The organism is Gloeobacter violaceus PCC 7421 (assembly GCF_000011385.1).
GTDB classification, from domain to species: Bacteria; Cyanobacteriota; Cyanobacteriia; order Gloeobacterales; family Gloeobacteraceae; genus Gloeobacter; species Gloeobacter violaceus.
This window is the reverse complement of record NC_005125.1, coordinates 1,593,680-1,619,294: the sequence shown is the minus strand read 5'-3', so window position 1 is coordinate 1,619,294 and position 25,615 is coordinate 1,593,680. Positions and strand designations below refer to the sequence as shown.

Sequence of the window (25,615 nt, the reverse complement as noted above, 5' to 3'; positions counted from 1 at the left end):
ATTTATTAATGTCGAGAAGACAGTCCCGGAGTCATCCTGGTTGGGTTGGCCGAGCAATGTGGAGGTAAGGCCCATGGTAGTTGCAGCTCCAGCGGCGTCCGCAAGCGAATCGATTTTCAAACCCCGTTACGACAATTTCATCGGCGGTCAGTGGCGAGCACCGCTCAAAGGGCAGTACACCGACAACATCACACCCGTCAACGGCCGGGTACTCTGCCAGGTGCCCCGCTCGACGGTCGAGGACATCGAACTGGCCCTTGACGCCGCCCACGCGGCGCGCGAAAGCTGGGGGGCGCTTTCGGCGGCCGAGCGCTCGAACATTTTGCTCAAGATCGCCGATCGCATGGAAGCGAATCTGCACAAGCTGGCGGTGGCCGAGACCTGGGACAACGGCAAACCGATCCGCGAGACCACCGGCGCCGACGTGCCGCTCGCTGTCGATCACTTCCGCTACTTCGCCGGGTGCATCCGGGCGCAGGAAGGTTCGATCAGCGAAATCGACGGCAACACAATCGCCTACCACTTCCCGGAACCGCTGGGGGTGGTGGGGCAGATTATTCCCTGGAACTTTCCGATCTTGATGGCGGCCTGGAAACTGGCCCCGGCCTTGGCGGCGGGCAACTGCGTGGTGCTCAAGCCCGCCGGTCCCACCCCCGCCTCGATTCTGGTGTGGCTGGAGGTCGTGGGCGACTTGCTCCCGGCCGGGGTGCTCAACGTCGTCATCGGCCCCGGTCCCGAGGTGGGCAAGGCCCTTGCCGCCAGCAAGCGCGTCGCCAAGGTGGCTTTCACCGGCGAGACGGAGACCGGCCGCCAAATCATGCAGTACGCGGCCCAAAACATCGTGCCGGTGACCCTCGAACTGGGCGGCAAATCGCCGAATCTGTTTTTTGCCGATGTCATGAACGCCGACGACGACTTTCTCGATAAGGCCGTCGAAGGCTTTGTGATGTTCGCCTTCAACCAGGGCGAGGTGTGCACCTGCCCGTCGCGCGCCCTGGTGCACGAGTCGATATACGAAAAATTCATCGACCGGGCCGTCCGGCGTGTGGCAAGCATCAAACAGGGCAATCCCCTCGACCCCGAGACGATGCTGGGCGCCCAGGTCTCCCAGGCCCAAATGGAAAAAATCGCCCGCTACGTCGAATTGGGCAAGCAGGAAGGGGCCGAGGTGCTCATCGGCGGCGAGCGCAACAGTGAACCGGGCGAAGGGCTCGCTGGGGGCTACTACTACAAGCCGACGGTGATGAAGGGCCACAACCAGATGCGCATCTTCCAGGAAGAAATCTTCGGGCCGGTGCTCGCGGTGACGACCTTCAAAGATGCCGAGGAGGCGGTGCGCATCGCCAACGACACCCCCTACGGCCTTGGGGCGGGCGTCTGGTCGCGCGACATCAACACCGCCTACCGGGTCGGCCGCGGCATCCAGGCCGGTCGCGTCTGGGTGAACTGCTATCACGTCTACCCGGCCCACGCCGCTTTTGGCGGCTACAAAGCGAGCGGCGTCGGCCGCGAGACCCACAAGATGATGCTGAGCCATTACCAGCAGACCAAAAACCTGCTGGTGAGCTACGACACCAAGCCCCAGGGCTTCTTCTGATTGAGCGCAGAGATCCGGCACACCTCCGGTGCCGTATTGTCTACACCTCGTCTTGCATCCCACCCGCCCTTTCGGGGGCGGGTGTTTTATTGCTGCTCGCCCCAGCCCACGGGTCAGGCCGATTGCCGACCGGTGCCCCACCGCTGATATGCTGCCGGAGAACAGCTTTCCCAGGGCTTTGACCCGGACTGCCTCCCGAGTTAGTGGGCCGATGAACGGTTTTTCTCGTTTTTTTGTTTGCTTCCCCTTGCGCGCAGGGTAGCTCGGAGTACTCTCAGTGAAGGCTGCACGTCCAGCAACCACTTCCCTTCGGCACTCCACAGATTCACCATGACCACAAGCAATACGAACACCGCCGCCACCACCGATGCCGCCAACGCCAGTGCCGGTGAGGCTCCGGTCACCTTTGTCCACTCTCCGAGTTTTGCGGAATTGCTCGACCGGCTCGGCGTCACCCTGGCCCTCACCACCTACCAGGCGGGCAAGCTCTGCTTTATCAGCACCTATCAAAACCGGCTGCGCCTGTTGATGCGTACCTACAACAAGGCGATGGGCCTGTTCCCCCACGATCAGGGCATGGTGCTCGCTACTCGCAACCAGATCTGGTCGTTTGTCAAAGCGCCTGAACTGCTCGCCGCTCACTATCCCGACCGTGACTACGACAATCTCTACTTGCCGCAGTGCTCGTTTGTGACCGGCGATGTGGCCGCCCACGACGTGTTTTTGCTGGATGGCGAAATTCATCTGGTTAATACGCTGTTTTCCTGTCTGGCGCGCGTCAGCCGGACCCGCAGCTTTGTGCCCACCTGGAAACCCAGCTTTATCAGCCGTCTGGCGCCGGAGGACCGCTGCCACTTCAACAGCGTCGCTCTCGATAACGGCAGACCGCGCTACGCCGTCGCCCTCGGGGCAACCGACTACGCCGCCGGTTGGCGGGCCGACAAAAATAACGGCGGCTGCGCCATCGATATTGCGAGCAACGAGGTGATTTACAAGGGGTTTGCCATGCCCCACTCGCCCAGGCTCTACCAGCGCCAACTCTGGGTGCTCAACTCCGGACGGGGCGAACTGGGCACCCTCGATGTCCAGGCGGGCAAATGGCAGCCGATTGTGCAGTTGCCGGGTTTTTTGCGGGGTCTGGGCATCTGGGGCTGGTACGCCTTTGTGGGTCTGTCGAAGGTGCGCGAGAAGGCCACCTTTGGCGGTACGCCCATCGACAACAGCGGCAGCCTCCAGTGCGGCGTGCAGGTGGTCAATCTCAAGACGGGTACCGTCGAAGCCTGGCTCACCTTTGACACCGGTATCGAAGAAATCTACGACGTGCAGCTCATCAACGGCTGCCGCCACCCGTTCGTGCTCGGCTTCCAAAAGGAGGACATCAACCGGGTCTTCAACTATCAGAACCCATGAAAAAGCCCCCCCTGCGCGGGGAGGGCTTCTGGAGACTCGATCAAGCTGGAAGACTAACTAACTGGCCAGGCGCAGCGGTTCTTTACGCGCAAAGAACCGCTGGATATCTTCTATACGCACCTGGCCCACCAACAGACCGCTCGGCTGCAAGACAGGGATGCGCGGCAGGCGCTTCTCCTGCAATCGGGTCAGCACTTCGTCGAGGGGCTGGTCGGCAGCGACCGTCTCGCTCGCATCCACCGGCTGCATCACTGCGCTGACCGGGGTGATTGCCCAGATCTCGGTCGGCTGCCGCAACAGGGCGCCCCGGTCAATGCGGCCCACCAGGCGACCGTCGTAGTCGGTGACCAGAAAGCTCACCTGGGAACTGCCCAGCGCGTACAGGTCCGCGAAGGAGCGCAGGCTTGCGTGGGCCGGTACCGCCGGTTCGGTGCGCACGGCCGCCTGCACGGCGGTCAGGCCGCTCAGCCGTCCCTGGACGCGGGCGTACTCGCTGTAGCGGCGAGCGTTGCTGAAGACGAACCAGCCGATAATCGCAAACCACAGGCCGTTGAAGTTGCCGATCACGAACAACCCCCCCAGCATCATCAATACGCCGACCCCCTGACCGGTGATGCCGGCAAAGCGGATGCCCTTGTACTGGTTGCCGGTCACACCCCAGACCAGCGCCTTGAGGACGTTGCCGCCGTCAAGCGGCAGACCGGGCAGCATGTTGAAGATGGCAAGCGCCAGGTTGACCATGGCAAGCAAGCTCACCACCGCGCCCGCGGGACCCGCCAGGGACAGCGCCTGCTCAAGTCCGTAAAACAGCCCGAACAGGGCAATGCTCACCAGTGGACCCGCCAGGGCGACCACGAGCGCTCCCCACGGCGAGCGGGACTCGCGCTCGATCTGGGCGACACCGCCGAACAAAAACAAACTAATCGACTGCACCCGGATGCCCTGGGCGATGGCGGCAAAGCTGTGGCCCAACTCGTGCAGCAGCACCGAGGCAAACAGCAGCAGCGCCGAGACGAAACCGGTCAGCCACGGCACAAGAGTGCCCCACTCGGGGTGCTGGGCGCCCAGGGCCGAGCCGTAGGACCAGGTCACAAACGCCAAGATCAAAAACCAGGACACATCGATGAAAAATGGAATCCCAAACAGGCTGCCCGCCCGAATGGCGCCTTTTTTCTGCGTGACCTCTTGCATGGATGGACTCCTTGCTTGGGAAAAACATCCCTTTCATATTTCCCATTTTAGACTAATTCTAAGCAGAGAGTCAATTGACTTGAGCCATGCTCCATCAATGGGTGGAGAGGGCTGGGAGGGTCTATGCAGTCTTGAATACTGCCATCGGCCGGGACGGGTGCCATGATGTGAAAAAACTGGGTATGCTCCGATGAGCGAGACTTCCATCACAGACAGCGTTGAAACTAAAATTGGGCTGGACGACCCGGCGCTTCTGATTAACCGGGAACTCAGTTGGCTCGAATTTAATTCCCGGGTGCTCGACGAAGCGCTCGACGAGCGCAACCCGCTGTTGGAGCGGCTCAAGTTTCTGGCCATCTTCAGCAGCAACCTGGATGAATTTTTCATGGTGCGCGTCTCGGGCCTCAAGCAACAGGTCGAATTGGGTTTGACGAACAAAACCCCCGACGGTCTTGGACCGCAGGCGCAGCTCGACGCCATCGCCCACCGGCTGCGGCCGTTGCTCGAGACCCAGACGATGGCGCTGCGCACCCAGATTTTGCCGAGGCTCGCCGAAGAGGGCATCCGCATCTGCGACTACGGCGAGATCAAGATTCTGCCCCGGCAGCAGGAGCGGCTGCAGCGTTACTTCGAGGAGCAGGTCTTCCCGGTGCTCACCCCGCTTGCGGTCGATCCGGGTCACCCGTTTCCGTACATCTCCAACTTGAGCCTGTCCCTGGCGGTGCTGGTGCGCGATCCGGTGAGCCGCAAGGAACTGTTCGCCCGCGTCAAGGTACCCCAGGGGCTGCCGCGTCTGGTGCCGCTCGGGATTCCCAATCAGTTCGTTTCGCTTGAAGAGGTGATCGGTGCCCACCTCGACCAGCTGTTTCCGGGCATGGAAGTCCTCAGCCGGCATCCGTTTCGGCTCACGCGCAACAGCGATCTGGAAATGGCCGAGGAAGAAGCCGAAGATCTGCTGCTCACCATCGAGCAGTCGGTGCGCAATCGCCGCTTCGGCGAAGCGGTGCGTCTGGAGATTACCCCCCAGATGCCGGTTCACGTGCGTGCGCGCCTGCTCGAAGAACTCGAACTGGACGAGCAGGACGTCTATGAAATCAACGGCTTGCTCGATTTGCGCTGTCTTTGGCAACTGGCCGGGCTGGAGAGGCCCGATCTCAAGCACCGGCCCTTTAGCGCCCAGGTGCCGCCCGATTTTCGCAACCCTCAACTCGATATCTTTCAGCTCATCCGCCAGGGCGACCGGCTGGTGCACCACCCCTACGATTCGTTTGCCGCCACCGTCGAGCGCTTCGTCTCGGCGGCGGCGGACGATCCGGACGTGCTCACCATCAAGCAGACCCTGTACCGCACCTCCGGCGACTCGCCTATCGTGCGCGCCTTGATTCGCGCCGCTGAAAACGGCAAGCAGGTGGCGGTGCTGGTGGAACTCAAAGCCCGCTTCGACGAAGAGAACAACATCAACTGGGCGCGAGCCCTGGAGCGCGCCGGGGTGCACGTCGTCTACGGCCTGGTGGGTCTTAAGACCCACGCCAAGGCGCTGTTGGTGGTCCGCCGCGAAAAAGGCCACATCCGTCGCTACGTGCATCTGGCCACCGGCAACTACAACTCCAAAACCGCCAATCTCTACACCGACTACGGTCTATTTAGCTGCAGGCCGGATCTGGGGGCCGACGTCACCGATTTGTTCAACTATCTGACCGGCTACTCCCACCAGACCCATTACCGCAAGCTGCTGGTCGCTCCTGCCCGCATGCGCGACCAATTTGTCGAACTGATCGACCGCGAGATTGCCGCGCGCTCCCCCGAGGCTCCCGGGCGGATCATCGCCAAGATGAATTCCCTGGTCGACCCGATTTTGATCCGGGCGCTGTGCCGGGCTTCCCAGGCCGGGGTGCACATCGATCTGATTGTGCGCGGCATCTGCTGTCTGCGGCCGGGCTATGCCGAGGTGAGCGAAAATATTCGCGTCATCAGCATCGTGGGCCGCCTGCTCGAACATTCGCGGGTGTTCTACTTCGGCAACGCCGGCAACAGCGAAGTCTACATCGGCTCTGCTGACTGGATGCCCCGCAATCTCGATCGGCGCGTCGAGGTGATGACCCCTGTCGAAGAGCCGCGCCTGCGCGAGGAACTGGTCGCTTTTTTGAATCTGCTGCTCAGCGACAACCGCCAGAGCTGGGAGTTGCAGACCAACGGCGCCTACGCCCGCCGTCAGGCGTTGCCCGGTGAAATCGAAATCAGCTCCCAGCAGGTGCTCATCGACCGGGCGCTCAGCCGCTGAGGATTATTTACCGGCAGCGGAGGGCTGGAACTTTTCGGTCCCCAGAACCACCTTTGCAGAGAGGATCTTATCGCCGATGCGCAGTTTCTCGGCGTTGGTCAGACCATCCACCACGTAACCGAAGACCGTGTAGCGCCCATCCAGGAAGTTGCCGCGCGGGTTGACCATTTCGTTGTTGGCGTAGGTGATATAAAACTGGGTCGAACCGGAGTTGGGGTCTTTTTCGGTGTGCGCCAGACCGACCGCTCCGGGCAAGTGGCGCATCACCGGGAAAATCTTCTCGGGGATCCCCGCCTGGCGGAGGGTCTTGCCGTAAACCGGCTGGGAGGCACCCTCAGGAATGATCTCGATGGGCACCCGCCGGATCTTGCCGGTGGCCGGATCGAGGTAGCCGCCGTCGTTTTTGCCCTGGGGATCGCTCACCTGCACCAGGTAACCCTTTTCGAAGCGATTGAAGGCCGTGCCCGTGTAGACGCCCTTTTGCACCAGATCGATAAAGTTGCCGGCGTTGATCGGGGCGCGGTCGCCGTCGAGGACGATGGTGATCGGCCCCTGGGTGGTGGTCAATTCGACCAGGGCTTTACCCGTCAACCGGGGAAAATTGGCGTATTCGGCAGGAACGGCAACCGGTTCGGCTCCGGCCCGGTCGGATTTTGGGGGGGCGCCGGTGCAGCCGCCCAGGGCGGCAAGCAGGGTAAAGCCCAAACACAACTTCAACAATCTCACTTCGGTTCTCGCCAGAGACTGAATCGGAACGCACGGTGCCCAATTATACTTTCGATCGTGGGCTTTTCGGGTGGAGCGTATGGACAGTCGAGTGCACGGTGCGAGGACTCTGGTGGCGGTGCTGACCACCCTGGCGTGGACGGGGACCGTTTTGGGTACGGTGGCTGCACCTCTGCCGCCGGCAGGGATAACCATCGCCCAGAGCGCCCCCGCCATCGACAGCTTTACCGCCGGGGAGGTCGACGATCTTAGCCCCGGCACCGAACTGGTCTTCACCGTCGAAGGCTCCCCCAAAGCAAAAGCGACCATCTCGATCGCCGGGGTGGCTTCCCGATTGTCCCTGCGCGAAGTCGAGCCCGGTGTCTACGAGGGCCGCTATACCATCAAGCGCAACGACCGGATCACCGGGAAGACCGTTGTGCGTGCCACCCTCGCCCAGGGCAGGCGCTCCACCTCGCTGCAGTTGGCCCAACCGCTCGCTGCAGGCGGCGGTGCCGACAGTGCGGTGCGCATCGAGCGCTTTGCGGTCGACCCGGTCGAGCGGCTCGAACCGGGAGCCGAACTGGTTTTTAGGCTCACCGGCACCCCCGACTCGCGCGCTTCTTTTACCATCGGCGATGTCGTGCGCGACCGGCCGATGGAGCAGACCACCCCCGGCAGCTACGAGGGGCGCTATACTATTCGCCGCGACGACAACTTCCCGCCCGGCGTGGCGATCACCGCTCTGCTCGAAAACCGGGGGCGCACGGCGCGCTCGCGGCTGGAGCAGGGCCTCATCAACGACAAAGAAGCGCCCACGGTCCAGAATGTGACGCCGGCCGACCGCACCGCCGCCGAATCGCCCCGGCCGCTGGTTTCGGCGGTCTTCGACGACGGACGCGGCTCGGGGGTCGATTCAAAGTCGGTGCGGGTGCGCTTCGACGGCCGGGATGTGACCAAAGACGCGACCATCACCGCCAACTTTTTTAACTTTCAACCCAAACGCGACCTGCCGCCGGGCGAATACCGCGTGGAGGTGGACCTCAAAGACCTCTCGGGCAACGTCGGGCGCGGTACCTGGTCGTTCGATGTCGGCCGGGCGAGTGCGGCCACCCGTCCAGAACCGTTCGTCCTCACCGTCACCAGCCCTGCCAACAACAGCCAGGTGCCGGGAGGACCGGTTACCGTGACCGGCAAGACCGCTGCCGGGGCGAGCGTCAGTGCCGATGTGCAGGCGACCACGTCGGTCATCGGTCTGTTCGGCGTCAACCAGAACGTCTACAAGGGCACCGTCCAGGCCGACGCCCAGGGCAACTTCTCCTTCCAGTTCAGCTCGCCTGTGACCGCCGCCGGTACCCGCTACGAGGTCAACTTGAGCGCCGTCAAAGACGGCAAGACCCGCCAGCAAAAATTGATCTTGATCCAGCAGTAACCGGTGCACTCCAGGGGGTTTTATCCTGAAGGTGGCCTTGAGGGTAAACTTTTGTGACCTGGACCGCCTATTTGCACCCGGCGCTGATGTTGCTCATCGTCTTTCCGGTCGGTTTTGCCGCCGCCGCCTTCGGTATCGAATTGCAGCAGGTCCGCGCCGAGCGCTCGCGGCGCAAGGTATCGCCAAAACTTGCGCGCGACCGCCACATCGCCAACGGCATCGCTTTTTTGATCTCGCTGGTGCTGGTGGCGACGGTGGGAGGCTTCGCGAGCAAGAGCCTGCCCGAAGCGATCGATACCGACTGGCACGGTTTGGGCGCGCTGGTGGTCGTGCTGTTGCTGGTCGTCTCGACGGCGCTGGTGACGGTGCGCTCCCTCAAGCGCCGAAAGTGGGCGCGGCTGGTCCACTCAATTCTGAACGGCACGGTGATGGCGATGCTGGTCATCCAGTTTCTCAGCGGCGGCTGGATGATTCGTCAACTGCTGCGCAGCTGAACCTCCCCGGCCTGGGATCAGCCGCAAATGGTAGGATGATCGAGACGTCTCGGCCCAGTATCTCTCAGCGGCTGCCCCGGCGGTCGGAGCAGTTCTGGGGGGCTTCTGCATGTCATACCAAAGCAAGTTGTGGTTCCAACGGATCGCCCGCGAGCTCAAGATCGTCGATAAGGAGTTCTTGAGAACTATCACTGTCGCCACCCTCAGGCCGGCCATCCGCTCGCGATTATCCGACCGCGTCGAGGAAGCTTCCCGGCGCGGAGAGGACCTGCAAGATCCCGCCACCTGGCTCGATCTGGTGCTCATCGATGCGGTGGTGAGCCTGGAAAATATCGACGGCGCAGCTATCCGGGTGGCGGTCCTGGTCACCACCCGCGACCGCCACGCCCTCAACGAACTGGGGCTAGTCAAATCCCAGAATTTTCGGGCGGTGCGCTCGGCTCTGGGTATCCAGCGCCACTGGGTGATCTTGCTCGACTCGGTGGCTCCGCCTTCGCAGGAGCAACTCGTCGATTCGCTGTACGAGCAGATCGATCAACCTGGGGAGTGCACCCTCATCGACCTGCGCTCTTGAGGACAGTTCTAGTCCGGTGCCCTTCCATGGGACACTCGAAAACAGTGTGACGAGTGCGTAGGGTATGGTTTTGGGCCTATTTGACAGCGGGCTGGGTGGTCTGACGGTGCTGCGGGAAATCGCCCGTAGGCTGCCCGCACAGCCGGTGATCTACTTTGCCGACACGGCCCGCCTGCCCTACGGCTCTCGCACCCCGGCCGAAATCTGCCGGTACGTGCGCGAGATCTTGCACTGGTTCGAACAGCAGGGAGTCCAGCGCGTGCTGATGGCCTGCAACACCAGTTCGGCCCTCGCGTTGCCGGTGGTCGCGTCGGAATATGCCCTGAAAGTCGGTGGGCTAATCGCCCCGGCCGCCCGCGCCGCCGCCCGCCGAGGCCGGCGCATCGGTGTGATCGCCACCGCCGCCACGGTTCAAAGCCATGCCTACACCCGCGCCATCCAGGCGCTCACCCCCCGGGCGCAAGTATGGGAAGTTGCCTGCCCAGAATTTGTGCCGCTCGTCGAAGGCGGCCGGCTGCTGGGCGAGGAGGTGCGCTCGGTGGCCCGCCGCTACCTGGCGCCGCTGGTAGAACAGCGCATCGACACCCTCGTCTATGGCTGCACCCACTATCCGTACCTGGCTCCGGTGATTGGCGATCTGCTCCCGGCCAGTGTGCGGTGCGTCGACCCGGCGGTGGCGGCGGTGGCCGAACTGGCGGCGGCACTGCCGCCCTCACGGCGGTTGGAGACCCGGGCTGCCTGTCACTTTTTCGTCTCCGGCGATCCGGTGCGCTTTGCGCAGGCGGCCTACCCCTGGCTCGACTACTATCCGCAGGTGCAGGCGGTCGCCCTGCCGCCGCTGCCGGCCGCTCAGACAAACTAGAGCGCTTTCAGGTGTCAGGTGTCAGGATTGCAACCGTTGTCCACTGGGGTTTACAGTCAGCCTGCCGGTGTCTGGGCAACCAAAAAACCGCTCCAGTCTCGCCGAACCCTTGCCTAAGGGGCTTCTCATCAAAACTTCACAAAGCGCTCATTGCCGTCCCTGAGTATGAAGTCATGAGCCCAGAGCGCTCAAAAACACACTTTCAGCCCAGGAGACACCGCCATGCACCGTCGCTTTGCCCCCGTCCTCGCCGCTTTTGCCCTCGTCGCCTTCTGCGTTCCCGCTTTGGCCGTCGACAAAGGTCTGCGCTCGCAGTACCCCGGCCTGAGCGTCCAGCAAATCAAAGACATCCAGGCCGGCAAGACCGTCGCTCCTACCCTGAGCGCCGAGGGCGGCCGCCTCGGTGGGGTGGTCTTCAGCCCCGGCGCCGAGCAGTGCATCGACAACCCGCGTTTCAACCCGGACAACGACGAGAGCGGTCCGCGCGCTTCGGAGCCGTACACCGATTCGACGCCCTACGCGGGCACCGCGACCGCCCTGGCGAGCGCCAACTGCCGCTAAGAGTCAAGCGGCCCGGGTCAACCAACATCGCAAGCGGGTGTCGGTTGACCCGTCGGCTGAGCAGCGCGGCCGGGCGATAGAGTTTTCCTGCCGGACGCGGCGGGTCCAGCGCTGAAAGGTAATGGGTGAGGCCCTGGTGGGTCTCACCTTTCTTGTCGATTGCCCCCACGACTGGGATAGTCTGGGAGGATCAACCCATCCCCACGTCCATGGCCGGCGAGAAGACCCGCAAAATACTAGTCGACAACCGCAAGGCCCGCTTCGAGTACGAGATTCTGGAGACCTATTCAGCGGGGCTCGCCCTGTTGGGTACCGAGGTCAAGGCGATCCGCGCCGGCCGGGCGAACCTGAACGACGCCTTCGCCCGAATCCACCACGGCGAGGTGCTTTTGTACAACATGAATATCTCGCCGTTGCAGACCGCCGGTGCCTTCGCCCACGATCCGCTGCGCACCCGCAAACTGCTGCTCAAACGCCGCGAAATCCACAAACTGACCGGCCGGGTCGAGGAAAAAGGTCTGACCCTGATTCCCCTCAAGCTCTATCTCGAAGGCAGTTGGGTAAAACTTGACCTCGGCCTCGCCCGGGGCAAAAAGCTCTACGACAAGCGCGAAGACATCAAAAAACGGGAGACCAAGCGCGACATCGAGCGGGCCATGCGGCGCTGACGGCCCCTATCTGCGGACGGTGGCCACTTGGGCTTCGGGCTTTTGCCGGTAAGATAGAATGCAGCTGATTGTGGTTTTGGTATTGCCTGCGCAGACACCGGTGTTGCCCTGGATCCCCCGTTTTCGGAATCGCCAATGACAGAGATCAGCAACTCCCTGCGGGCGGAAAAGGACATGCAAGCGGCCCGCAAGCGCATTGCCCAACTCGAAGAAACCTGCAGACAGCTCCAATCGGACCTGGCCAGGACCAACGGCAAAGCGTCCGTCCAGGTGACCGGCGTCCTCGAAGAAAGCTGGCGTTCGCTGGTCCAGTACGTGCCGGATACGATCGCCGCCGTCGATCGACGGGGATGTATCTTGTTTGCCAATCGCGCCCTGTCCGGTCTTTGTCTTGAGCGGATGATCGGACAGAATCTGGGCGATTACTTGCTGCCGGAGCATGCCGAGCGGATGGGCGAGGTTTTTGCCCGGGTCACAGCCACCGGCGAGGCCGAAAGCTGTGAGGTGGCCGCACCCGATGACCACGGCCGGGTGTTCTGGTACCGGGCCAGCGTCGGGCCGGTAGCCCACCAAGGGCAACTCACCTCGTTGATCGCCGTCTTCAGCGACATCACCGAGCGCAAGCGCTCCGAGGAAGCGTTCGCCGCCCTGTTGCAGCGCGAGCAGGGACTGCACCGGGCCATCGAGCACAGCGAGCGCCGCCACCGCTTTTTGGCGCGGGCGAGTGTGGTGCTGTCCAGTTCCCTCGATGCGGAGACCACCTTTGCCGACCTTGCGCGGCTGGTGGTTCCCCAGGTGGCCGATGGGTTCGCCGTCGATCTGGTCGAGCCGGACGGGGCGTTGCGCTGTCTGGTCCTTGCCCGCGCCGATGCCGAGAAGGTGGGCTGGGCGCGTCGGCTGCGCGAACGCGAGCCGAGCGATCCGGCCGCGGCCTGGGGCAGCGCCCAGGTAATTCGCACCGGTTGTCCGCAACTGTACTCTGCATTCTCCGAGGCACTGCTGTCCGCCTGCGCCGGCAGCCCGGAACACCTGGAGCTGCTGCGCGGGGGAAGCTATCGCTCGGCGATGGTGGTGCCGCTGGTGGCGCGCGGCCAGACCCTGGGGACGCTCACCTTTGTGCTCGCGGAGTCCGACCGCCGCTACGGTCCGTCGGACCTGTCGCTGGCGGAGGATCTGGCCGGGCGCGCCGCCCTCGCCTTCGACAACGCCCGGCTCTACGCGGCTGAGCAGCGCGAGCGCAACCGGGCGGAGGTGGCCAATCGCGCCAAGGACGAATTTCTGGCGACGGTCTCCCACGAATTGCGCACCCCGCTCAATTCGATTTTGGGCTTTACGCAGTTGCTCAGGCGCCATGCGGGCGACCCTGAGCGGCTGGCCGTCGCCCTCGATGCCATCGAGCGCAACGCCAAGGCCCAGGCCCGCCTCACCGAAGATTTGCTCGATGTGTCGCGGATCATCACCGGCAAATTAAAGCTCACCATCCAGCCGGTACGGGTAAACGCCCTGGTCGATGCGGCCATCGAGACGATGCGCACCGCCGCCGAGGCCAAAAATATTGCCCTGAGCGCAATCTATCCGGAGGCTCCCTGCACCCTCCAGGCCGATTCCAACCGGTTGCAGCAGGTGATCTGGAATTTGCTTTCCAACGCCATCAAATTCACCCCCGTCGGCGGCCGGATTCGGGTGAGTGTCGAGCGTCGAGCCGGGCAGGTGCACATCGCGGTCGCCGACTCCGGCATGGGCATTGCGGCAGAGTTTTTGCCCTTCGTATTCGACCGCTTTCGCCAGGCCGACAGCTCCAGTACCCGCACCTTCGGCGGTCTGGGGCTGGGGCTCGCCATCGTCCGCCATCTGGTCGAATTGCACGGCGGCAGTGTCGAAGCCCACAGCGCCGGACCCAACCAGGGGGCGACTTTTGTGGTGTCGCTGCCGCTAGCACCTTAAAAAACGCGGCTAGCCGGATTTGGACTGGAGCAGTTTGATCGCTTCTTCGAATTCTTCGATGGGCAAAGCGCCCTTGAGTACGATGCCGTTGAGCACAAAGCTCGGCGTGGCGTCGAGTTCGAGCCGGCGGGCCTGGGCGAGGTCCGCTTCGAGGCGGGCCAGGGCCTGGGGGCTCTCGCGGTCGCGGTTGAAGCGGGCGACATCAAGGTTCAACTCCCGGGCGATCTGCTCGAAACTCTCAGGCACCAGTTGCTCGCCCAGGGCGAACAGCCGATCGTGGTACGCGAAGAATTTGCCCTGCTCACCCGCGGCGAAGGCCGCAAGGGCGGCGGCTTTGGCCTGGGAATGGACAGGCAGCGGCAGGTGCAGGTAGACGAGCCGAATGCGGCCTTTGTACTTTTCAAGCAGAGCCTTGACGGTCGATTGGGCCCGGCTGCAGTAGGGGCATTGAAAATCAGAAAATTCGACCAGCGTCAACGCGGCATCCGCCGGACCGAGGGTGGGGGCACCCTGGAGGTCGACTTTGACGGGGTTTTCAAGCTGTCGCTGCCACTCGGCGCGGCGTTGGGCGCGGACGGCCTGGCTCTGGTAGGCCCGCAGAGCGTTGTATACCACTTCGGGGTGGCGCTGGATGATTTCGAGCACCTGTTTTTCAAGGTCGGCTGGGGGTACGGCGGCAGGCTCGGCGGCAATCGCGCCTGGGGCGACGAGCAAGCCGGCCAGCAAAACCGCAATCGATCGGCGATGCATAGACTGCCGGATATTGAGCCGTTCTATATTACCGATTTTGCCCATCGATTGTCGGTCACAGGCAGGGGTGGACCACCCGGTTGTTGGCCAGCCTACGGGTGTCTGGGCGACTGAAGACCGTGTTAGGGATCGGCTGGAGCGGGCTCCGCCGGGGCCGGCTCGGCGGCTTTGAGGGGAAGGGCTGCTTCCCGTGGCTGGGGAGCGTCCGTTTCGGGGGCGGGGCGGCGGCGACGGCGGCGGCGCGGTTTGGGCTTCGCCTCTGCCGCCGCTTCGTCAAGTTGGGCGCCTTTGCCCTTGGCGTCGGCGGGTTTCTCGCTGGGCTCGAAGCCCGGGAAGGGCAGCACCGGCTGGCCGCGCAGCGCCGAGGCCATAAACGAGCGCCAGATGGGGGCCACGTAGGTGCCGCCCGCGGTCGAGCGGGCCATCGGTCGGCGGTAGTCGTCGTTGCCGATCCAGACGACCGACACCAGTTGGGGCACGTAGCCCACGAACCAGGCGTCGCGAAAATCCTGGGTGGTGCCGGTCTTGCCCGCCACCGGCCTGCCGTCGGGCAGTTGCGCCCGCGTACCGGTGCCGCCGCTCACCACGCTCATCATCATCGAATTGATCATCTTGACCGGTGCGGATTTGAGGGTGCGCTCGCGCACGGGCAGGTTCTGCTCCAGGATGTTGCCCTGTTGGTCGGTGACCTGGAGGATGGCGGTGGCATCGACGCGGTAACCGCCGTTGGCGAAGGCCGAGAAGCCGCGCGCCAATTCCAGCGGCGAGATGCCGCCGGCGCCGATTGAGGTGGCGAGGTTGGGCTGCAGGGGGGCGGTGATCCCGGCGCGGCGGGCCGCCAGGATCACCTGATTCATGCCGATGGTGTTGGCGAGCTTGACGACCGGAACGTTGCGCGAGACGGCCATGGCCTGCCGCAAAGACATCCCGCCGGAGTAGCGCAGGTCGTAGTTTTTGGGGCAGTAGCCGCCGAAGCAGGCGGGCGAGTCGGTGATGGGTGTTTCGGGGGTATAGCGGCCGGTGGCAAGCGCGGCGTAGTAGACGAAGGGTTTGAAGGTCGAACCCGGTTGGCGCGAAGCCTGGGAAGCGCGGTTGTACTGGCTTTTTTGGTAATCGACGCCCCCCACCATCGCCTTGATATAGCCGGTGCGCGGGTCCATCGCCACCAGGGCCAGCTGCTCCGCCCGGCGGTAGCGGATGTTTTTGGCCGCCCGGGCGACGGTCTGTTCCGCCAGCTTCTGGATCTTCAGGTCGATGCTGGTCTGCACCCGCAGGCCGCCCTTGAGCACGGCGTCGCGCCCGTACTTGCGGATCAATTCGCGCACGACGTAACTGGAGAAGTAGGGCGCCCGGGTGATCATAAAATCGGCGTCGCCACCTTTGAAGACCAGAGCGCTCGAGCGGGCTTGGTCGGCTTCCGCCTGGGTGATCCAGCCCAACTCCAGCATCCGGGCGATCACCACCCGCTGGCGCTCGACGGTCTTTGCGCGGTTGCGCTGGGGCGAATAGATTTCGGGGGCGCGCAGCATACCGGCGAGCATCGCCGATTCGGCAAGGTTGAGGCTCTTGGCGGGTTTGTTGAAGTAGGCGCGGCTCGCGGTCTCGATGCCGTAGCGGTTGTTGCCCCAGTAGACCTGATTGAGGTACATCTCCAGGATCTGGTCTTTGCCGAAGGCCTGCTCGATGCGCAGCGCGAGGACCGCCTCGGCCACTTTGCGCTCCAACGAGCGCTCGGGGGTCAAAAACAAATTCTTGATGAGCTGCTGGGTGATGGTCGAACCGCCCTGGACGGTGCGGCCCTCCTGAAAGTTGGCGAGGGCGGCGCGCGCCAGAGTGTCGATGCGGATGCCGGGGTGTTCGTAGAAGCGGTCGTCCTCGATGGCGAGCACCGCCCGCTGCAGGTGCTTGGAAATCTGTCCCAGGGGGACCACCTTGCGGTTGTACTCGCTGCGGATAATCGCGATCGGTTGGCCGTTGATGTCGGTGATGCGGGTGGCGCCGGTGGGCACGTACGCCTTCAACTGCTGCACCTCGGGCAGGTTGCGGAAGCTCAAAGCCAGACCCACCAGCGCGCCGGTGGCGAGCGCTCCGACCGACAGTGCCAGGGCCATCAATATCCAACCCACCAGGCGCCAGTTCACAGGCGACTTGCGTGGGTGCTGCACATTGGCGGAAGGATTCGTTTCCGTAGTCAATGCCCGGTCGTGATGCAAAAGCCTATTGATTATACTTCTGCAGCCTGGGGCGCGCCTGCACCGCTTCGGGGAAGCGGGATCGCTTCTGTGGCCCGCACCGCCAGGGCGTACTATCGACACGTGGCCTCTCTAGCCGTGCGCGCGTGCCCAAGCCATCACCTTTGTTGTTCGTGCTGTTGACGGTCTTTATCGATCTGGCCGGGGGCAGCTTGCTGGTGCCGGTGCTGCCCTATCTGGTGGAGCGCTTCCGATCCGACGCCCTCACCATCGGTCTGCTCTCCTCGGTGTTCTCGGTGGCCCAGTTTCTGGCCACCCCGGTTCTGGGCAGTCTCTCCGACCGCTTCGGACGACGGCCGGTGCTGATTGCCTGCGTGTTCGGCACCGCGGTCAGTTATTTTCTGTTTGCCCTGGCGGGCAATTTGTGGCTGATGTTTGTGGCGCGGATCATTGCGGGAGCCACCGGCGGGGTGATCGCCACCGCCCAGGCCTATATCGCCGATGTCACTCCCCCCGAGAAGCGCACCCAGGCGTTCGGCCTGATCGGGGCGGCCTTTGGTCTCGGGTTCATCCTGGGACCGGCCCTGGGAGGAGCGTTGCTGACCATCGATCTCAACGCACCGGTTTACTGCGCTGGGTTCCTGGCTCTGGCCAATACGGTATTGGGATATTTCACTTTGGCCGAATCGCTGCCGCCTGAGCGGCGCCGGGCCGTGGGCTGGCAGGAACTCAATCCGCTCGGGCAACTGGTGCGGCTGGCGCTCGACACCAAGATCCGCGGTTTGCTGGCCGGTTTTTTTACCTTCAACGCGGTCTTTGCCGGTTTTACGAGCATCTTTGCGCTGTCGATCCGCGATCGCTTCGGCTGGGGACCGCAACTGGTGGTCTGGCTGTTCGTCTTCATCGGGGTGATCGCCACCGTCGTCCAGGGCGGGCTTATCCGCAAGCTGGTGCCGCGCTTCGGCGAAGCGCGCCTGGCGCTGTGGGGGTTGGCGCTGGTGGCGTTGGCCTTTGGGCTGGTGGCGGCCATTCCCTCGGGAGACTGGCTCTACCTCACCCAGGCGGTGCTGGCTCTGGGGGTGGGGCTGGCCACCCCGTCGCTGCGCGGACTGATTTCCAACAGTGTCGCCGACAACGAGCAGGGCCGCGTGCTGGGGGGCAGCCAATCGCTGGTGAGCCTGGCGCAGGTGATCGGCCCCCTGGCTGCGAGTGTCTGCTACGACTACCTGGGGCGGCTGGTGCCCTTCTGGGGCGGCGCGCTGGTGATGCTCGCGGCGGTGGGTTTTGTCTATGCCAACTTGCGGCGACAGCAATCCGCTCCATCGCCTTTCAAGTAAATATTCATTTTTGGTCTAGCAATTCCTTTGTATATTTTACTCGAATGTTACTATGTCCTAAAGTTAACCTTATACTTTAACGGCAGCCATTTTGGTTGGAGTAGCAGATGCTCAAAAGAGTCAAAATAAAGGGGTATAAATCTCTTGAAAATCTAGAGGTCGATCTTAAGCCTTTAAGTGTTTTTTTTGGACCAAATGCTGCTGGAAAGAGCAATTTTTTGGATGCCCTTCAGCTTTTGTCGAGAATCGTAAATAGTAAAAATTTAAAGCAGGCTTTCGATCCCCCCTACCGTGGTACTCCTCTAGAATCATTTACATTTGGTGCCCGTGGTCTGCAGGGCTTACTCACAAAAGAAACAGCGACATTCATGATTGAAGTCGATGTTGAGCTATCGCCGATCGTGATCGAAAGTGTGAATAATCAAATTAGGGAGATGAAGAAAAGAACTCCAGATAGCCCGTCTTCATCCCAGAGCAAAGCCCAAGCATCAGTACGAGAAAAAAACCTCCGTTATAGAATCGAAGTTGAGGTGTTGCCAAAATCAGGAATATTGCGAGTTGCTGATGAATATCTAGCTGCATTGAATACTAAAGGCGAGCCTACGGGAAAGAGAACCGCCTTTCTTGAGCGCAGAAATGATCGTTTGCATCTGCGTATGGAAGGACAGTCACACCCAACTTACTATGAACAGTACCTCGATCACAGTATACTTTCTCTTCCACTTTACCCTCCTCACTATCCTCACCTAGTTGCAGTTCGTCAAGAACTTGCAAATTGGTTCTTTTTTTACTTCGAGCCGCGCGAACGCATGCGCACTCCTAACCCAGTGAAAGAAGTTCGCCATATCGGTCTTATGGGCGAAGAATTAGCTTCCTTCTTGAATACACTTAGGGCCCTGGATGAGCCGCAGTTTCGAGCTGTTGAAAGAACACTCCATACTATTATTCCTTCGGTAACTGGTATTGATGTACACGTGAATGCTTTAGGCGAAGTGGAACTGCTGTTGATTGAAGGAGAAAAGCCGGTACCCGCACGTGTTCTTTCAGAGGGTACTTTGAGGATCTTAGGTTTGCTGGCTCTTGGCGGCGCGAAGGAACCACCCGCTCTCATCGGTTTTGAAGAGCCTGAAAACGGTATACATCCTCGGCGCATTAAATTAATTGCACAGTTGTTGAGAACGCGCGTAGAGCTGGGTAGCACACAGCTGATGGCAACTACCCATTCGCCTGTTCTTGCAGATCTAATACCTGTCGATTCGTTGTATGTCTTTCGGAAAGTAAAAGGTTCTACGGATATCATCCCGTTTACAAAGTATTCACTGGGTGGTCTTTGGTACGATAACGACAAAGATAAAGCTTTGAATGAAGAGGAAGATCTATCTGCTTCTGAGCGCATCATGAGAGGTGACTTTGATTCGTAGTATCAACCTTTTTGCCGAAGATAGTGCTCATGAAATATTTATCAGTGCGTTACTTAAACGCTTCTCGGATGATTATGCTATCGAAGCAATACTTAGACCCTTCAGTGTGCGCGGTGGCTATGGTAAGGCGATTACTGAGCTAAGGCAGTACATCCGGGATGTACGTGTACATAGACTTGTACGTGCAGATCTGTTGATTGTGGCTATTGATGCTAACTGCAAAGGATATATCGAGCGAAAAAGGGAGATAGATAGAGTTACTGAGGAATCTGGAGAGCGGATAGTGTGTGCCATACCTGATCCACACATTGAAAGATGGCTCTTACTGGACTCGTCTGCCTTCAAACAAGCCCTTGGTAAGGGGTGTCAGGCTCCGGACCTCAAATGTGACCGTGATCGTTACAAGAAACTATTATTGCAAGCGGTAGTTGAAGCCAACATCACGCCTCTGCTTGGGGGCGTTGAACACGCCGCTGCGATTGTTGATGCAATGGACCTACAGCGCATGGAAGTAGTTGACAACTCATTGGGCAAACTACTTCAAGAGCTACGTACAGAATTCAAACAATGGCAATCATGAGAATATTGAGAAATTCATTTTGTAAATGGCTGTGTGTATGAAATAAGTTGATTAACCGCCCAACTCAACACGCCCGCCCAGGCGGAAGGTGAATCCGGGGGCCGGGATACCGGCGGCGTATTCGTACTGGGTATCGGTGAGATTGAACAGATTGCCGGTGAGGGTGAATCGGGGGGCGACCGGGAGCTCGAAGTTAAGATCCACGCTCGCGTAGGCCGGTACGCCGAAAGGATCCTCGCCCCGGCGGCGTCCGCCTGCATAGCGGCCCAACAGCGTCGCGCTCCAGCCGCGGTGGGCGTAGGTGGCGGCGAGGGCCACCCGGTTGAAGGGGATGTTCGGATCTTGATACTGGGCAAAAAACAGGCGCGTGTCGTTCGAATCGACTGCTCCGACGAAGCGCGCGTCGGTATTGGTCCAGGTGAGACGCAGACGCCACTGGTCGGCAACTTGCCAGTCGCCCACCACTTCGAGACCCGAGGCGTAGCGGGTGTCGAGGTTGCGCTGCTGCTGCAAAAACAGATTGGGATCGCCGGAGTCGGGGTTGCGAAAAAAGACCGTGGCGATTGCCCCGTCCAGGGTGGTGTTGAAGTAGGTGAAGCGCAAGCCCAGGTTGGACGCGGGCGTGAAGTCGAAGCCCAGATCGTAGGTGATGCCGGTCTCGGGCCTGAGGTCCGGGTTGGGAACAAAGACGCCCCCGGCGGTGTAGAGATCCGAGATGTTCGGGGCGTTGAAGACCTGCGACCAGTTGGCCCTGAGCGAAAAGGCGCGGCTGGGGCTGAAGCGGATGCCCGCTGCCGGGGTGAGCACCGCGCCGAACTGGGTCGAATCGGTGTAGCGCACTCCCAGATTGGCCGCGAGCTGGTCGCCAAAGCGGATGTCGTCGATCAAAAACAGCGATGTGCGCGCAATCGCCCGGTCCACAAAGGTGCTGCCGCGCTGTTGCTGCTGAAACGAGCGGTCCTCGATGAAATTCACCCCAAAAGAAAGGGTCTGGCCGGGGGAAATTTGGGTGTTGAGGGCGCTTTGTAGTTCCAGTTTGCTGTCCTCGGTAAAGGGCGATCCCAACTGGCCCAGGGCAAAGGCCGTCTCGCCCCCGAGCACGTCGGTGTTCACCGCGAAGCGGGCGGGGCGGGTGCGGGGGCTAGTGAAACGGTAGTAGGCGGCGTAGCTGTTGATCGATGCGGTTGGGCTCAAGTCGTAGTCCCAGAAAAAGGCCGTCTCAGTCTGCGACTGGAAGGTGGTGATGTAAAAGTCGATGGTGCCGATGGCGCTCTCGGCGGCCGGGTAGGATTGGCCGGGTGCAAAGGTGACCGTGCCGTCCGCAGAGCGCTTGAAGGCGTAGGGGATGGCGACGGCGGCACTCGGGGTACTCACCAGATAGCGCTGGGTGTCGCAGGACAACTCCCGGCCAGCCGCATCGAGGGGAAGGAAGCGGGTTTGACTTTCGAGGGTGGCGTTGCCGCTGCCGGGTCCGCCGAAGCAGGCGCCTGCGGCGTAGAGACCGGGGCCGTTGCCGGCGTTTTTGCTGTTCTGGTGGCTGGCGCGCAGGGTGAGGCGATGTTCGGCGGAGGGCCGCCAGACCAGTTTGCCGGTGTAGGTGTCGCTCGCGTTAAAGGCCGAATCGGCCACACCGGTGAGCGTGAGCGGCGGACCGACTTCGGGGCGCAAAAAGCCAAAGAGGCTGGTGCCGTCGGGGGTGATCGCTTCGGGACCATAGAACAGGGCCGTGTTGGGCAGGGTGAAGCGAAACGGGTAGTTGTTGAAGGCGACCAGGCCGGTGTAAGTGAACAGGTAATTGAAGGTGCTGTCGCCGCCGCCGTATTTGGCGGTGGCGGTGCTGTTGCCGTAGGAGCCCGCTTCGTAGGCCAGGGTAAGCTTGGGCGCTCCTGCGGGCGTCTCGGTGATCAGATTAATCACCCCTCCCACCGCCCCGGCGCCGTAGCGCAGCGTGGCGCCGCCGGTGAGGACTTCGATGCGCTCGATGTCCGCCAGCGGGAGGCGCGAAAGATCGTTGCGGCCGTTGGAGGGCCGGGTGAGCGACAGGCCGTCCTTGAGCACCTGGAAGCGGGCGTCGTCGAAACCGCGCAAAAACAGACCCCGGGCGTTGCGCACCCCGCCCAGGGCCGGTTGGGTCTCGAAGGCGGGAATGAGGGCCAGGGCGTCCGGGACCGTCCTGGCCCCCAGGGCCTGGAAGTCCTCACGCTTGACGGTGTAGGTGGTGGCGGTGGTGTCGCGCTCGCGGGTCGGGCGGCGGGTGGCGCTCACCGTCACCTCATCGAGCAAGTCCGCCTCGGGGGGGGCGCTTTGCGGTTCACCGGCCTGGGCGAGGGCGGCCTCCGGGAGTGGAGCGGCCAGGTCCATAGCACTCAGGCTGGCCGTTTCGCGCAAATCCTGGGCGGTGTGGGCGAGGGTTGGGGCAGCGGTGAGTCCCCAGGCGGCGCTCAGAGATAACGAAAAACAGATCCAGCGCACAGGTGTTGCTCCGCGACGCCCCGACCATTGTGGCTTGAGCGGCAGGTGCAGCGGACCCTCAGCGCCAGATCTCGACGGCGACGCTGCCGGTAAAGCCGGGGATGGGCGGCTGGGGTTTGGCGACGACGACGCGTACCTGCTGCACGCGCGCATCCTGGCGCAGGCGCCGGGCAATCGCCTCGGCCAGTGCTTCGAGGAGCGAAAACTGGCGCTCTTCGACGATCTGCCGCACCGCCGTCACCAGAGCGCCGTAGTCGAGGCTGTCTTCGAGGCGATCGCTGCCACCGGCGGTACGCAGATCGATGTGCAGATCGGCGTCGACGATGAAGCGCTGGCCGAGGCGGCGCTCCTCGGCATACACACCGCTGTAGCCGTAGCAGACGATCTCCCGCAAACGGATGCAATCAGCCATGGGAATTAGTTCGGAAAGACCATCTTGGTGCGGTGCAGCGCCACCGACTCCACCAATCCGATCGCCGTAAAGCAAGTAATCAAAAACGAGCGCCCGAAGGTGACAAACGGCAGCGGAATGCCCGTCACCGGCGCCAGGCCGATCGTCATGCCGATGTTGACCACCGTCTGGAACAGCAGCATCGTGAACACGCCGATAGTCAAAAGCGAACCGAAGTCGTCGGCGGAGTTCTGGGCGATGAGCAGCAGGCGGGCAAACAAACAAAAGAACAAACCCAACAGCACCACCGCCCCCAGAAATCCCCACTCTTCGCCCAGGGCCGAGAAGATAAAGTCGGTATGTTGCTCGGGGATGAAGTTGAGCTGGGTCTGGGTGCCCTGGAATATGCCGCGCCCCCAGAGCCCCCCCGCTCCGATGGCAATTTCCGATTGCAGAATGTGGTAACCGGAGCCCAGCGGGTCGCCGCTCGGATCGAGAAAGACGACGAGGCGCTGCTGCTGATAAGGCTTGAGCAGATGCCAGAAGACCTGCCCCAGTCCCCCCGCCACCAGGTTGATCGCCCCGGCGCCGATCGCCCCCCACCACCGCCAGTCCAACTCCCGCCAGGCGACCACCGCCATGGCCGCTACCCAGACAATCCAGGCCGGGATCCAGATGGCGTATAGAATCGCGGCCATGAGCGGCGAGACGACCAATGCCAGCCAGCCCAGCCGCGCCCCGCCCCAGTAGAGCATGCCGAGGCTGATGGCGCCGAAGACGAGGGCGGTCCCCAGGTCGGGTTGTTTGAAGACCAGCAAAAAGGGCACCGCCAGCACCCCAAGCACCACCCAGATCTGGCCGAAGCTGCGGATGGGATAGCGCTGGATGAGGGCGGCGAGGGCGATGATCACCCCCAATTTGGCAAATTCGCTCGGCTGCAGCTGGATGCCCCCAAATTCGATCCAGCGCTGGGCGCCCTTGACCGAGTTTCCGGTGAAGAGCACCCCTAAAAGCATTGCGCAGGCGGAGCTATAAATCAGCCAGCTCCAGCGCTGCAGCCAGCCGTAGGTAAGCCGCGACAAAAACAGCGCCCAGGCGATGCCCACCAGGCCCGTGCCCAACTGGGCTTTCCATTCGATGCCTTCCGGGCGGGTGCTGAAGATGGTCAGCACCCCCGTCGACAACAACAGCACCGCAAAGAGCAGCAGCCAGCCGTCGAAGCCGCGAAACAACTTGTAGAGCGAATTCAGCCAGCTGTTCCAGGAAAGTTTGGCCAGCTCCATAGCACCTCAAGCAGCGACAAATCAGGTGGGCGTCTTCTGAAGCTCCGGTTTTTCTTCGGGCAGGATCGCACCATTGACCGGGCAAACCTGCAGACAAATACCGCAATCGATACAGGTAGCAAAATCAATCCAGTACCAGTTGGTTCCCTTGGCATTTTTGCCGGGACCCTGATCGATACAGGAAACCGGACAGGCATCGACGCAATCGGCGATGCCCTCGCATACGTCGGTGACAATCGTGTGCGGCATGACAGTTCCTCTCTCGCTCTCGCTCAATTCAGTATAGGTGGGCTTCAGGGCTCCCCCCGGATTTCCTTGACGATGCCGTCTTCGATGAGCACTTCGACGTTCATTTTTTCGACCAGGTTGTCCCCGGCCTGGATGTCGCAGTAGCTCTCGACCTGACCTTGAACGACTTCCTGGGCGAGTTCCCAGCCGGTCACCTGCGACAGTTGCTGGAGAAACTGGTTTTTTTGCTGCAACAGCTGGTTTTTCTGCTCGTTGACCTGGGTACGAATGTTTTCGATCTGGTTTTTGGCCTCTGGACCGAGGGGCTTGATGTTGGTGCGCTCGATTTCGGCAATAGCGCGCTTGCCCTGGAACTCGAGTTGTTCAAGCTGGCGGTCCGCCTGGGAAAGAAAACCCTGCAACTGGGCCATCATCTCCTCCTTCAGCCGGGGAGTCACGATTGCCTTGATGGTCACGTTGCGCTTGATGTTGAGCTTCATGGAATCCGCGTCGGTGAAAGATGCTTGCGTATTGTACGCCGTCACCTGGGCAATGTCGATCGGCCTCGATCCCGGTCAATAATGGAGGCACCCGCATGGAATAACGCCCTGGCGACGATCTTGCGCGATTGGAGTTTTGCCTGCGCGCCGCTGTACGAGGCGATTACCTCGGGGGCGGCGGTGCTTGCCGGGGGCGAGCGCCACTTCCGGCAGGCTGCCTGGCAAAACGTTTCTCTGAGCGCCGCCAGCAGCGTGCTGGATCTCTGTTGCGGGCCGGGCGGAGCCACGCGCTATCTGGCGGCCACCGGCGCGCGGGTGACAGGGCTCGATCGGTCCGAGGGCAGCCTGCGCCACGCCCGAGCGCGTGTACCTGGGGCGCATTTCGTGCAGGGCCGCGCCGAGGCGATGCCCTTTGCCGGGGCAAGCTTCGATCTGGTGCATACGAGCGTCGCCCTGCACGAGATGGAGCCTACCCAGCGGCGGACGATTATTCGCGAGGTACTGCGGGTGCTCAAACCCGGCGGCACCTTTGCGCTGATCGACTATCACCGGCCGACCAACCCGCTCTACTGGCCGGGGCTGGCGCTGTTTTTATGGGTGTTCGAAACCCACACCGCCTGGGAACTGCTCGCCACAGACTTGCCGGGACTGCTGGCCGAGTGCGGCTTTAGCACCCTCGAGCAGCAACTATTGGCCGGAGGCAGTCTGCAGACGGTGCAGGCCCGCAAACCGTGAGTTATGG

General features: G+C 62.0%; 23 protein-coding genes. 14 read left to right on the top strand and 9 right to left on the bottom strand.

Annotated elements, in window-relative coordinates:
• Positions 1-73: 73 nt before the first annotated feature.
• Positions 74-1,597, top strand: coding sequence for an acetaldehyde dehydrogenase ExaC (locus GLL_RS07835; RefSeq protein WP_164928797.1), 1,524 nt, complete (start codon positions 74-76; stop codon positions 1,595-1,597).
• A 330-nt stretch (positions 1,598-1,927) separates the two neighbouring features.
• Complete coding sequence (locus tag GLL_RS07830) at positions 1,928-3,007, top strand: TIGR03032 family protein (protein ID WP_011141502.1); 1,080 nt, start codon at positions 1,928-1,930, stop codon at positions 3,005-3,007.
• A gap of 57 nt (positions 3,008-3,064) precedes the next feature.
• On the opposite strand, the gene GLL_RS07825 is transcribed toward GLL_RS07830, so the two are convergent.
• Entirely contained in the window at positions 3,065-4,198 is a 1,134-nt protein-coding gene (locus tag GLL_RS07825; RefSeq protein ID WP_011141501.1) for a site-2 protease family protein, read from the bottom strand.
• A 190-nt stretch (positions 4,199-4,388) separates the two neighbouring features.
• On the opposite strand from GLL_RS07825, the gene ppk1 reads away from it, so the two are divergent.
• Positions 4,389-6,479 carry a polyphosphate kinase 1 gene (ppk1, locus tag GLL_RS07820; RefSeq protein ID WP_011141500.1) on the top strand — a complete coding sequence of 697 codons (2,091 nt, stop codon included), beginning with the start codon at positions 4,389-4,391 and terminating at the stop codon, positions 6,477-6,479.
• Positions 6,480-6,482: 3 nt separating this feature from the next.
• On the opposite strand, the gene GLL_RS07815 is transcribed toward ppk1, so the two are convergent.
• Positions 6,483-7,205, bottom strand: a complete 723-nt coding sequence (locus GLL_RS07815) for a peptidylprolyl isomerase (RefSeq protein ID WP_164928796.1) — start codon at positions 7,203-7,205, stop codon at positions 6,483-6,485.
• A gap of 79 nt (positions 7,206-7,284) precedes the next feature.
• Here GLL_RS07815 and GLL_RS07810 point away from each other — a divergent pair, with 79 nt between their 5' ends.
• The 7 genes from GLL_RS07810 (at position 7,285) to GLL_RS07780 (ending at position 13,719) form a co-directional block, all read left to right on the top strand.
• Positions 7,285-8,616 carry an Ig-like domain-containing protein gene (locus GLL_RS07810; protein WP_164928795.1) on the top strand — a complete coding sequence of 444 codons (1,332 nt, stop codon included), beginning with the start codon at positions 7,285-7,287 and terminating at the stop codon, positions 8,614-8,616.
• 53 nt (positions 8,617-8,669) lie between these two features.
• Complete coding sequence (locus tag GLL_RS07805; RefSeq protein ID WP_011141497.1) at positions 8,670-9,110, top strand: DUF4079 domain-containing protein; 441 nt, start codon at positions 8,670-8,672, stop codon at positions 9,108-9,110.
• A 109-nt stretch (positions 9,111-9,219) separates the two neighbouring features.
• On the top strand, positions 9,220-9,684 hold the full coding sequence (locus tag GLL_RS07800; RefSeq protein ID WP_011141496.1) for a hypothetical protein: 465 nt from the start codon (positions 9,220-9,222) through the stop codon (positions 9,682-9,684).
• A gap of 64 nt (positions 9,685-9,748) precedes the next feature.
• The gene (gene murI, locus GLL_RS07795; protein WP_011141495.1) at positions 9,749-10,546 is read left to right on the top strand and encodes a glutamate racemase; all 798 of its coding nucleotides are present in this window, start codon (positions 9,749-9,751) and stop codon (positions 10,544-10,546) included.
• A gap of 222 nt (positions 10,547-10,768) precedes the next feature.
• The gene (locus GLL_RS07790; protein ID WP_011140916.1) at positions 10,769-11,107 is read left to right on the top strand and encodes a hypothetical protein; all 339 of its coding nucleotides are present in this window, start codon (positions 10,769-10,771) and stop codon (positions 11,105-11,107) included.
• A 209-nt stretch (positions 11,108-11,316) separates the two neighbouring features.
• A complete protein-coding gene (gene smpB / locus GLL_RS07785) occupies positions 11,317-11,775 on the top strand; it encodes an SsrA-binding protein SmpB (RefSeq protein ID WP_011141494.1) in 459 nt (152 codons plus the stop codon).
• 135 nt (positions 11,776-11,910) lie between these two features.
• Complete coding sequence (locus tag GLL_RS07780) at positions 11,911-13,719, top strand: ATP-binding protein (protein WP_011141493.1); 1,809 nt, start codon at positions 11,911-11,913, stop codon at positions 13,717-13,719.
• Positions 13,720-13,728: 9 nt separating this feature from the next.
• On the opposite strand, the gene GLL_RS07775 is transcribed toward GLL_RS07780, so the two are convergent.
• Positions 13,729-14,469, bottom strand: coding sequence for a DsbA family protein (locus GLL_RS07775; RefSeq protein ID WP_164928794.1), 741 nt, complete (start codon positions 14,467-14,469; stop codon positions 13,729-13,731).
• Positions 14,470-14,591: 122 nt separating this feature from the next.
• Positions 14,592-16,664 (bottom strand): transglycosylase domain-containing protein, encoded by a 2,073-nt coding sequence (locus GLL_RS07770; RefSeq protein WP_197530142.1) that lies wholly within the window; start codon positions 16,662-16,664, stop codon positions 14,592-14,594.
• Positions 16,665-16,807: 143 nt separating this feature from the next.
• Here GLL_RS07770 and GLL_RS07765 point away from each other — a divergent pair, with 143 nt between their 5' ends.
• The 3 genes from GLL_RS07765 (at position 16,808) to GLL_RS07755 (ending at position 19,999) form a co-directional block, all read left to right on the top strand.
• On the top strand, positions 16,808-17,998 hold the full coding sequence (locus GLL_RS07765) for a tetracycline resistance MFS efflux pump (protein WP_011141490.1): 1,191 nt from the start codon (positions 16,808-16,810) through the stop codon (positions 17,996-17,998).
• A gap of 107 nt (positions 17,999-18,105) precedes the next feature.
• On the top strand, positions 18,106-19,419 hold the full coding sequence (locus tag GLL_RS07760) for an AAA family ATPase (protein ID WP_011141489.1): 1,314 nt from the start codon (positions 18,106-18,108) through the stop codon (positions 19,417-19,419).
• The gene (locus GLL_RS07755; protein ID WP_164928793.1) at positions 19,409-19,999 is read left to right on the top strand and encodes a DUF4276 family protein; all 591 of its coding nucleotides are present in this window, start codon (positions 19,409-19,411) and stop codon (positions 19,997-19,999) included. Before GLL_RS07760 ends, GLL_RS07755 begins: the two co-directional genes overlap by 11 nt.
• Positions 20,000-20,050: 51 nt before the next feature.
• Here GLL_RS07755 and GLL_RS23420 read toward each other — a convergent pair whose 3' ends face one another.
• Genes GLL_RS23420 through GLL_RS07730 form a run of 5 tightly spaced genes read right to left on the bottom strand, consistent with a single transcriptional unit; the run spans position 20,051 to position 24,873 of the window.
• Positions 20,051-22,471 carry a TonB-dependent receptor plug domain-containing protein gene (locus tag GLL_RS23420; protein WP_011141488.1) on the bottom strand — a complete coding sequence of 807 codons (2,421 nt, stop codon included), beginning with the start codon at positions 22,469-22,471 and terminating at the stop codon, positions 20,051-20,053.
• A 58-nt stretch (positions 22,472-22,529) separates the two neighbouring features.
• Positions 22,530-22,883, bottom strand: coding sequence for a dihydroneopterin aldolase (gene folB / locus GLL_RS07745; protein ID WP_011141487.1), 354 nt, complete (start codon positions 22,881-22,883; stop codon positions 22,530-22,532).
• A gap of 5 nt (positions 22,884-22,888) precedes the next feature.
• A complete protein-coding gene (rodA, locus tag GLL_RS07740) occupies positions 22,889-24,145 on the bottom strand; it encodes a rod shape-determining protein RodA (protein ID WP_011141486.1) in 1,257 nt (418 codons plus the stop codon).
• A 21-nt stretch (positions 24,146-24,166) separates the two neighbouring features.
• Positions 24,167-24,394 carry an indolepyruvate ferredoxin oxidoreductase subunit alpha gene (locus GLL_RS07735; RefSeq protein ID WP_011141485.1) on the bottom strand — a complete coding sequence of 76 codons (228 nt, stop codon included), beginning with the start codon at positions 24,392-24,394 and terminating at the stop codon, positions 24,167-24,169.
• Between the two features lie 44 nt (positions 24,395-24,438).
• Positions 24,439-24,873 (bottom strand): YlqD family protein, encoded by a 435-nt coding sequence (locus tag GLL_RS07730; RefSeq protein ID WP_011141484.1) that lies wholly within the window; start codon positions 24,871-24,873, stop codon positions 24,439-24,441.
• Between the two features lie 81 nt (positions 24,874-24,954).
• On the opposite strand from GLL_RS07730, the gene GLL_RS07725 reads away from it, so the two are divergent.
• A complete protein-coding gene (locus GLL_RS07725; protein WP_011141483.1) occupies positions 24,955-25,608 on the top strand; it encodes a class I SAM-dependent methyltransferase in 654 nt (217 codons plus the stop codon).
• The last annotated feature ends 7 nt before the right edge of the window (positions 25,609-25,615 follow it).

What these genes read in the sequence shown, in the direction of transcription:
- GLL_RS07835 (WP_164928797.1), top strand. Translation starts at nt 74, where the DNA reads ATGGTAGTTGCAGCTCCAGCGGCGTCCGCAAGCGAATCGATTTTCAAA.
- GLL_RS07830 (WP_011141502.1), top strand. Translation starts at nt 1,928, where the DNA reads ATGACCACAAGCAATACGAACACCGCCGCCACCACCGATGCCGCCAAC.
- GLL_RS07825 (WP_011141501.1), bottom strand. Translation starts at nt 4,198, where the DNA reads ATGCAAGAGGTCACGCAGAAAAAAGGCGCCATTCGGGCGGGCAGCCTG.
- ppk1 (WP_011141500.1), top strand. Translation starts at nt 4,389, where the DNA reads ATGAGCGAGACTTCCATCACAGACAGCGTTGAAACTAAAATTGGGCTG.
- GLL_RS07810 (WP_164928795.1), top strand. Translation starts at nt 7,285, where the DNA reads ATGGACAGTCGAGTGCACGGTGCGAGGACTCTGGTGGCGGTGCTGACC.
- GLL_RS07800 (WP_011141496.1), top strand. Translation starts at nt 9,220, where the DNA reads ATGTCATACCAAAGCAAGTTGTGGTTCCAACGGATCGCCCGCGAGCTC.
- murI (WP_011141495.1), top strand. Translation starts at nt 9,749, where the DNA reads ATGGTTTTGGGCCTATTTGACAGCGGGCTGGGTGGTCTGACGGTGCTG.
- GLL_RS07790 (WP_011140916.1), top strand. Translation starts at nt 10,769, where the DNA reads ATGCACCGTCGCTTTGCCCCCGTCCTCGCCGCTTTTGCCCTCGTCGCC.
- smpB (WP_011141494.1), top strand. Translation starts at nt 11,317, where the DNA reads ATGGCCGGCGAGAAGACCCGCAAAATACTAGTCGACAACCGCAAGGCC.
- GLL_RS07780 (WP_011141493.1), top strand. Translation starts at nt 11,911, where the DNA reads ATGACAGAGATCAGCAACTCCCTGCGGGCGGAAAAGGACATGCAAGCG.
- GLL_RS07775 (WP_164928794.1), bottom strand. Translation starts at nt 14,469, where the DNA reads ATGCATCGCCGATCGATTGCGGTTTTGCTGGCCGGCTTGCTCGTCGCC.
- GLL_RS07760 (WP_011141489.1), top strand. Translation starts at nt 18,106, where the DNA reads ATGCTCAAAAGAGTCAAAATAAAGGGGTATAAATCTCTTGAAAATCTA.
- folB (WP_011141487.1), bottom strand. Translation starts at nt 22,883, where the DNA reads ATGGCTGATTGCATCCGTTTGCGGGAGATCGTCTGCTACGGCTACAGC.
- rodA (WP_011141486.1), bottom strand. Translation starts at nt 24,145, where the DNA reads ATGGAGCTGGCCAAACTTTCCTGGAACAGCTGGCTGAATTCGCTCTAC.
- GLL_RS07735 (WP_011141485.1), bottom strand. Translation starts at nt 24,394, where the DNA reads ATGCCGCACACGATTGTCACCGACGTATGCGAGGGCATCGCCGATTGC.
- GLL_RS07730 (WP_011141484.1), bottom strand. Translation starts at nt 24,873, where the DNA reads ATGAAGCTCAACATCAAGCGCAACGTGACCATCAAGGCAATCGTGACT.
- GLL_RS07725 (WP_011141483.1), top strand. Translation starts at nt 24,955, where the DNA reads ATGGAGGCACCCGCATGGAATAACGCCCTGGCGACGATCTTGCGCGAT.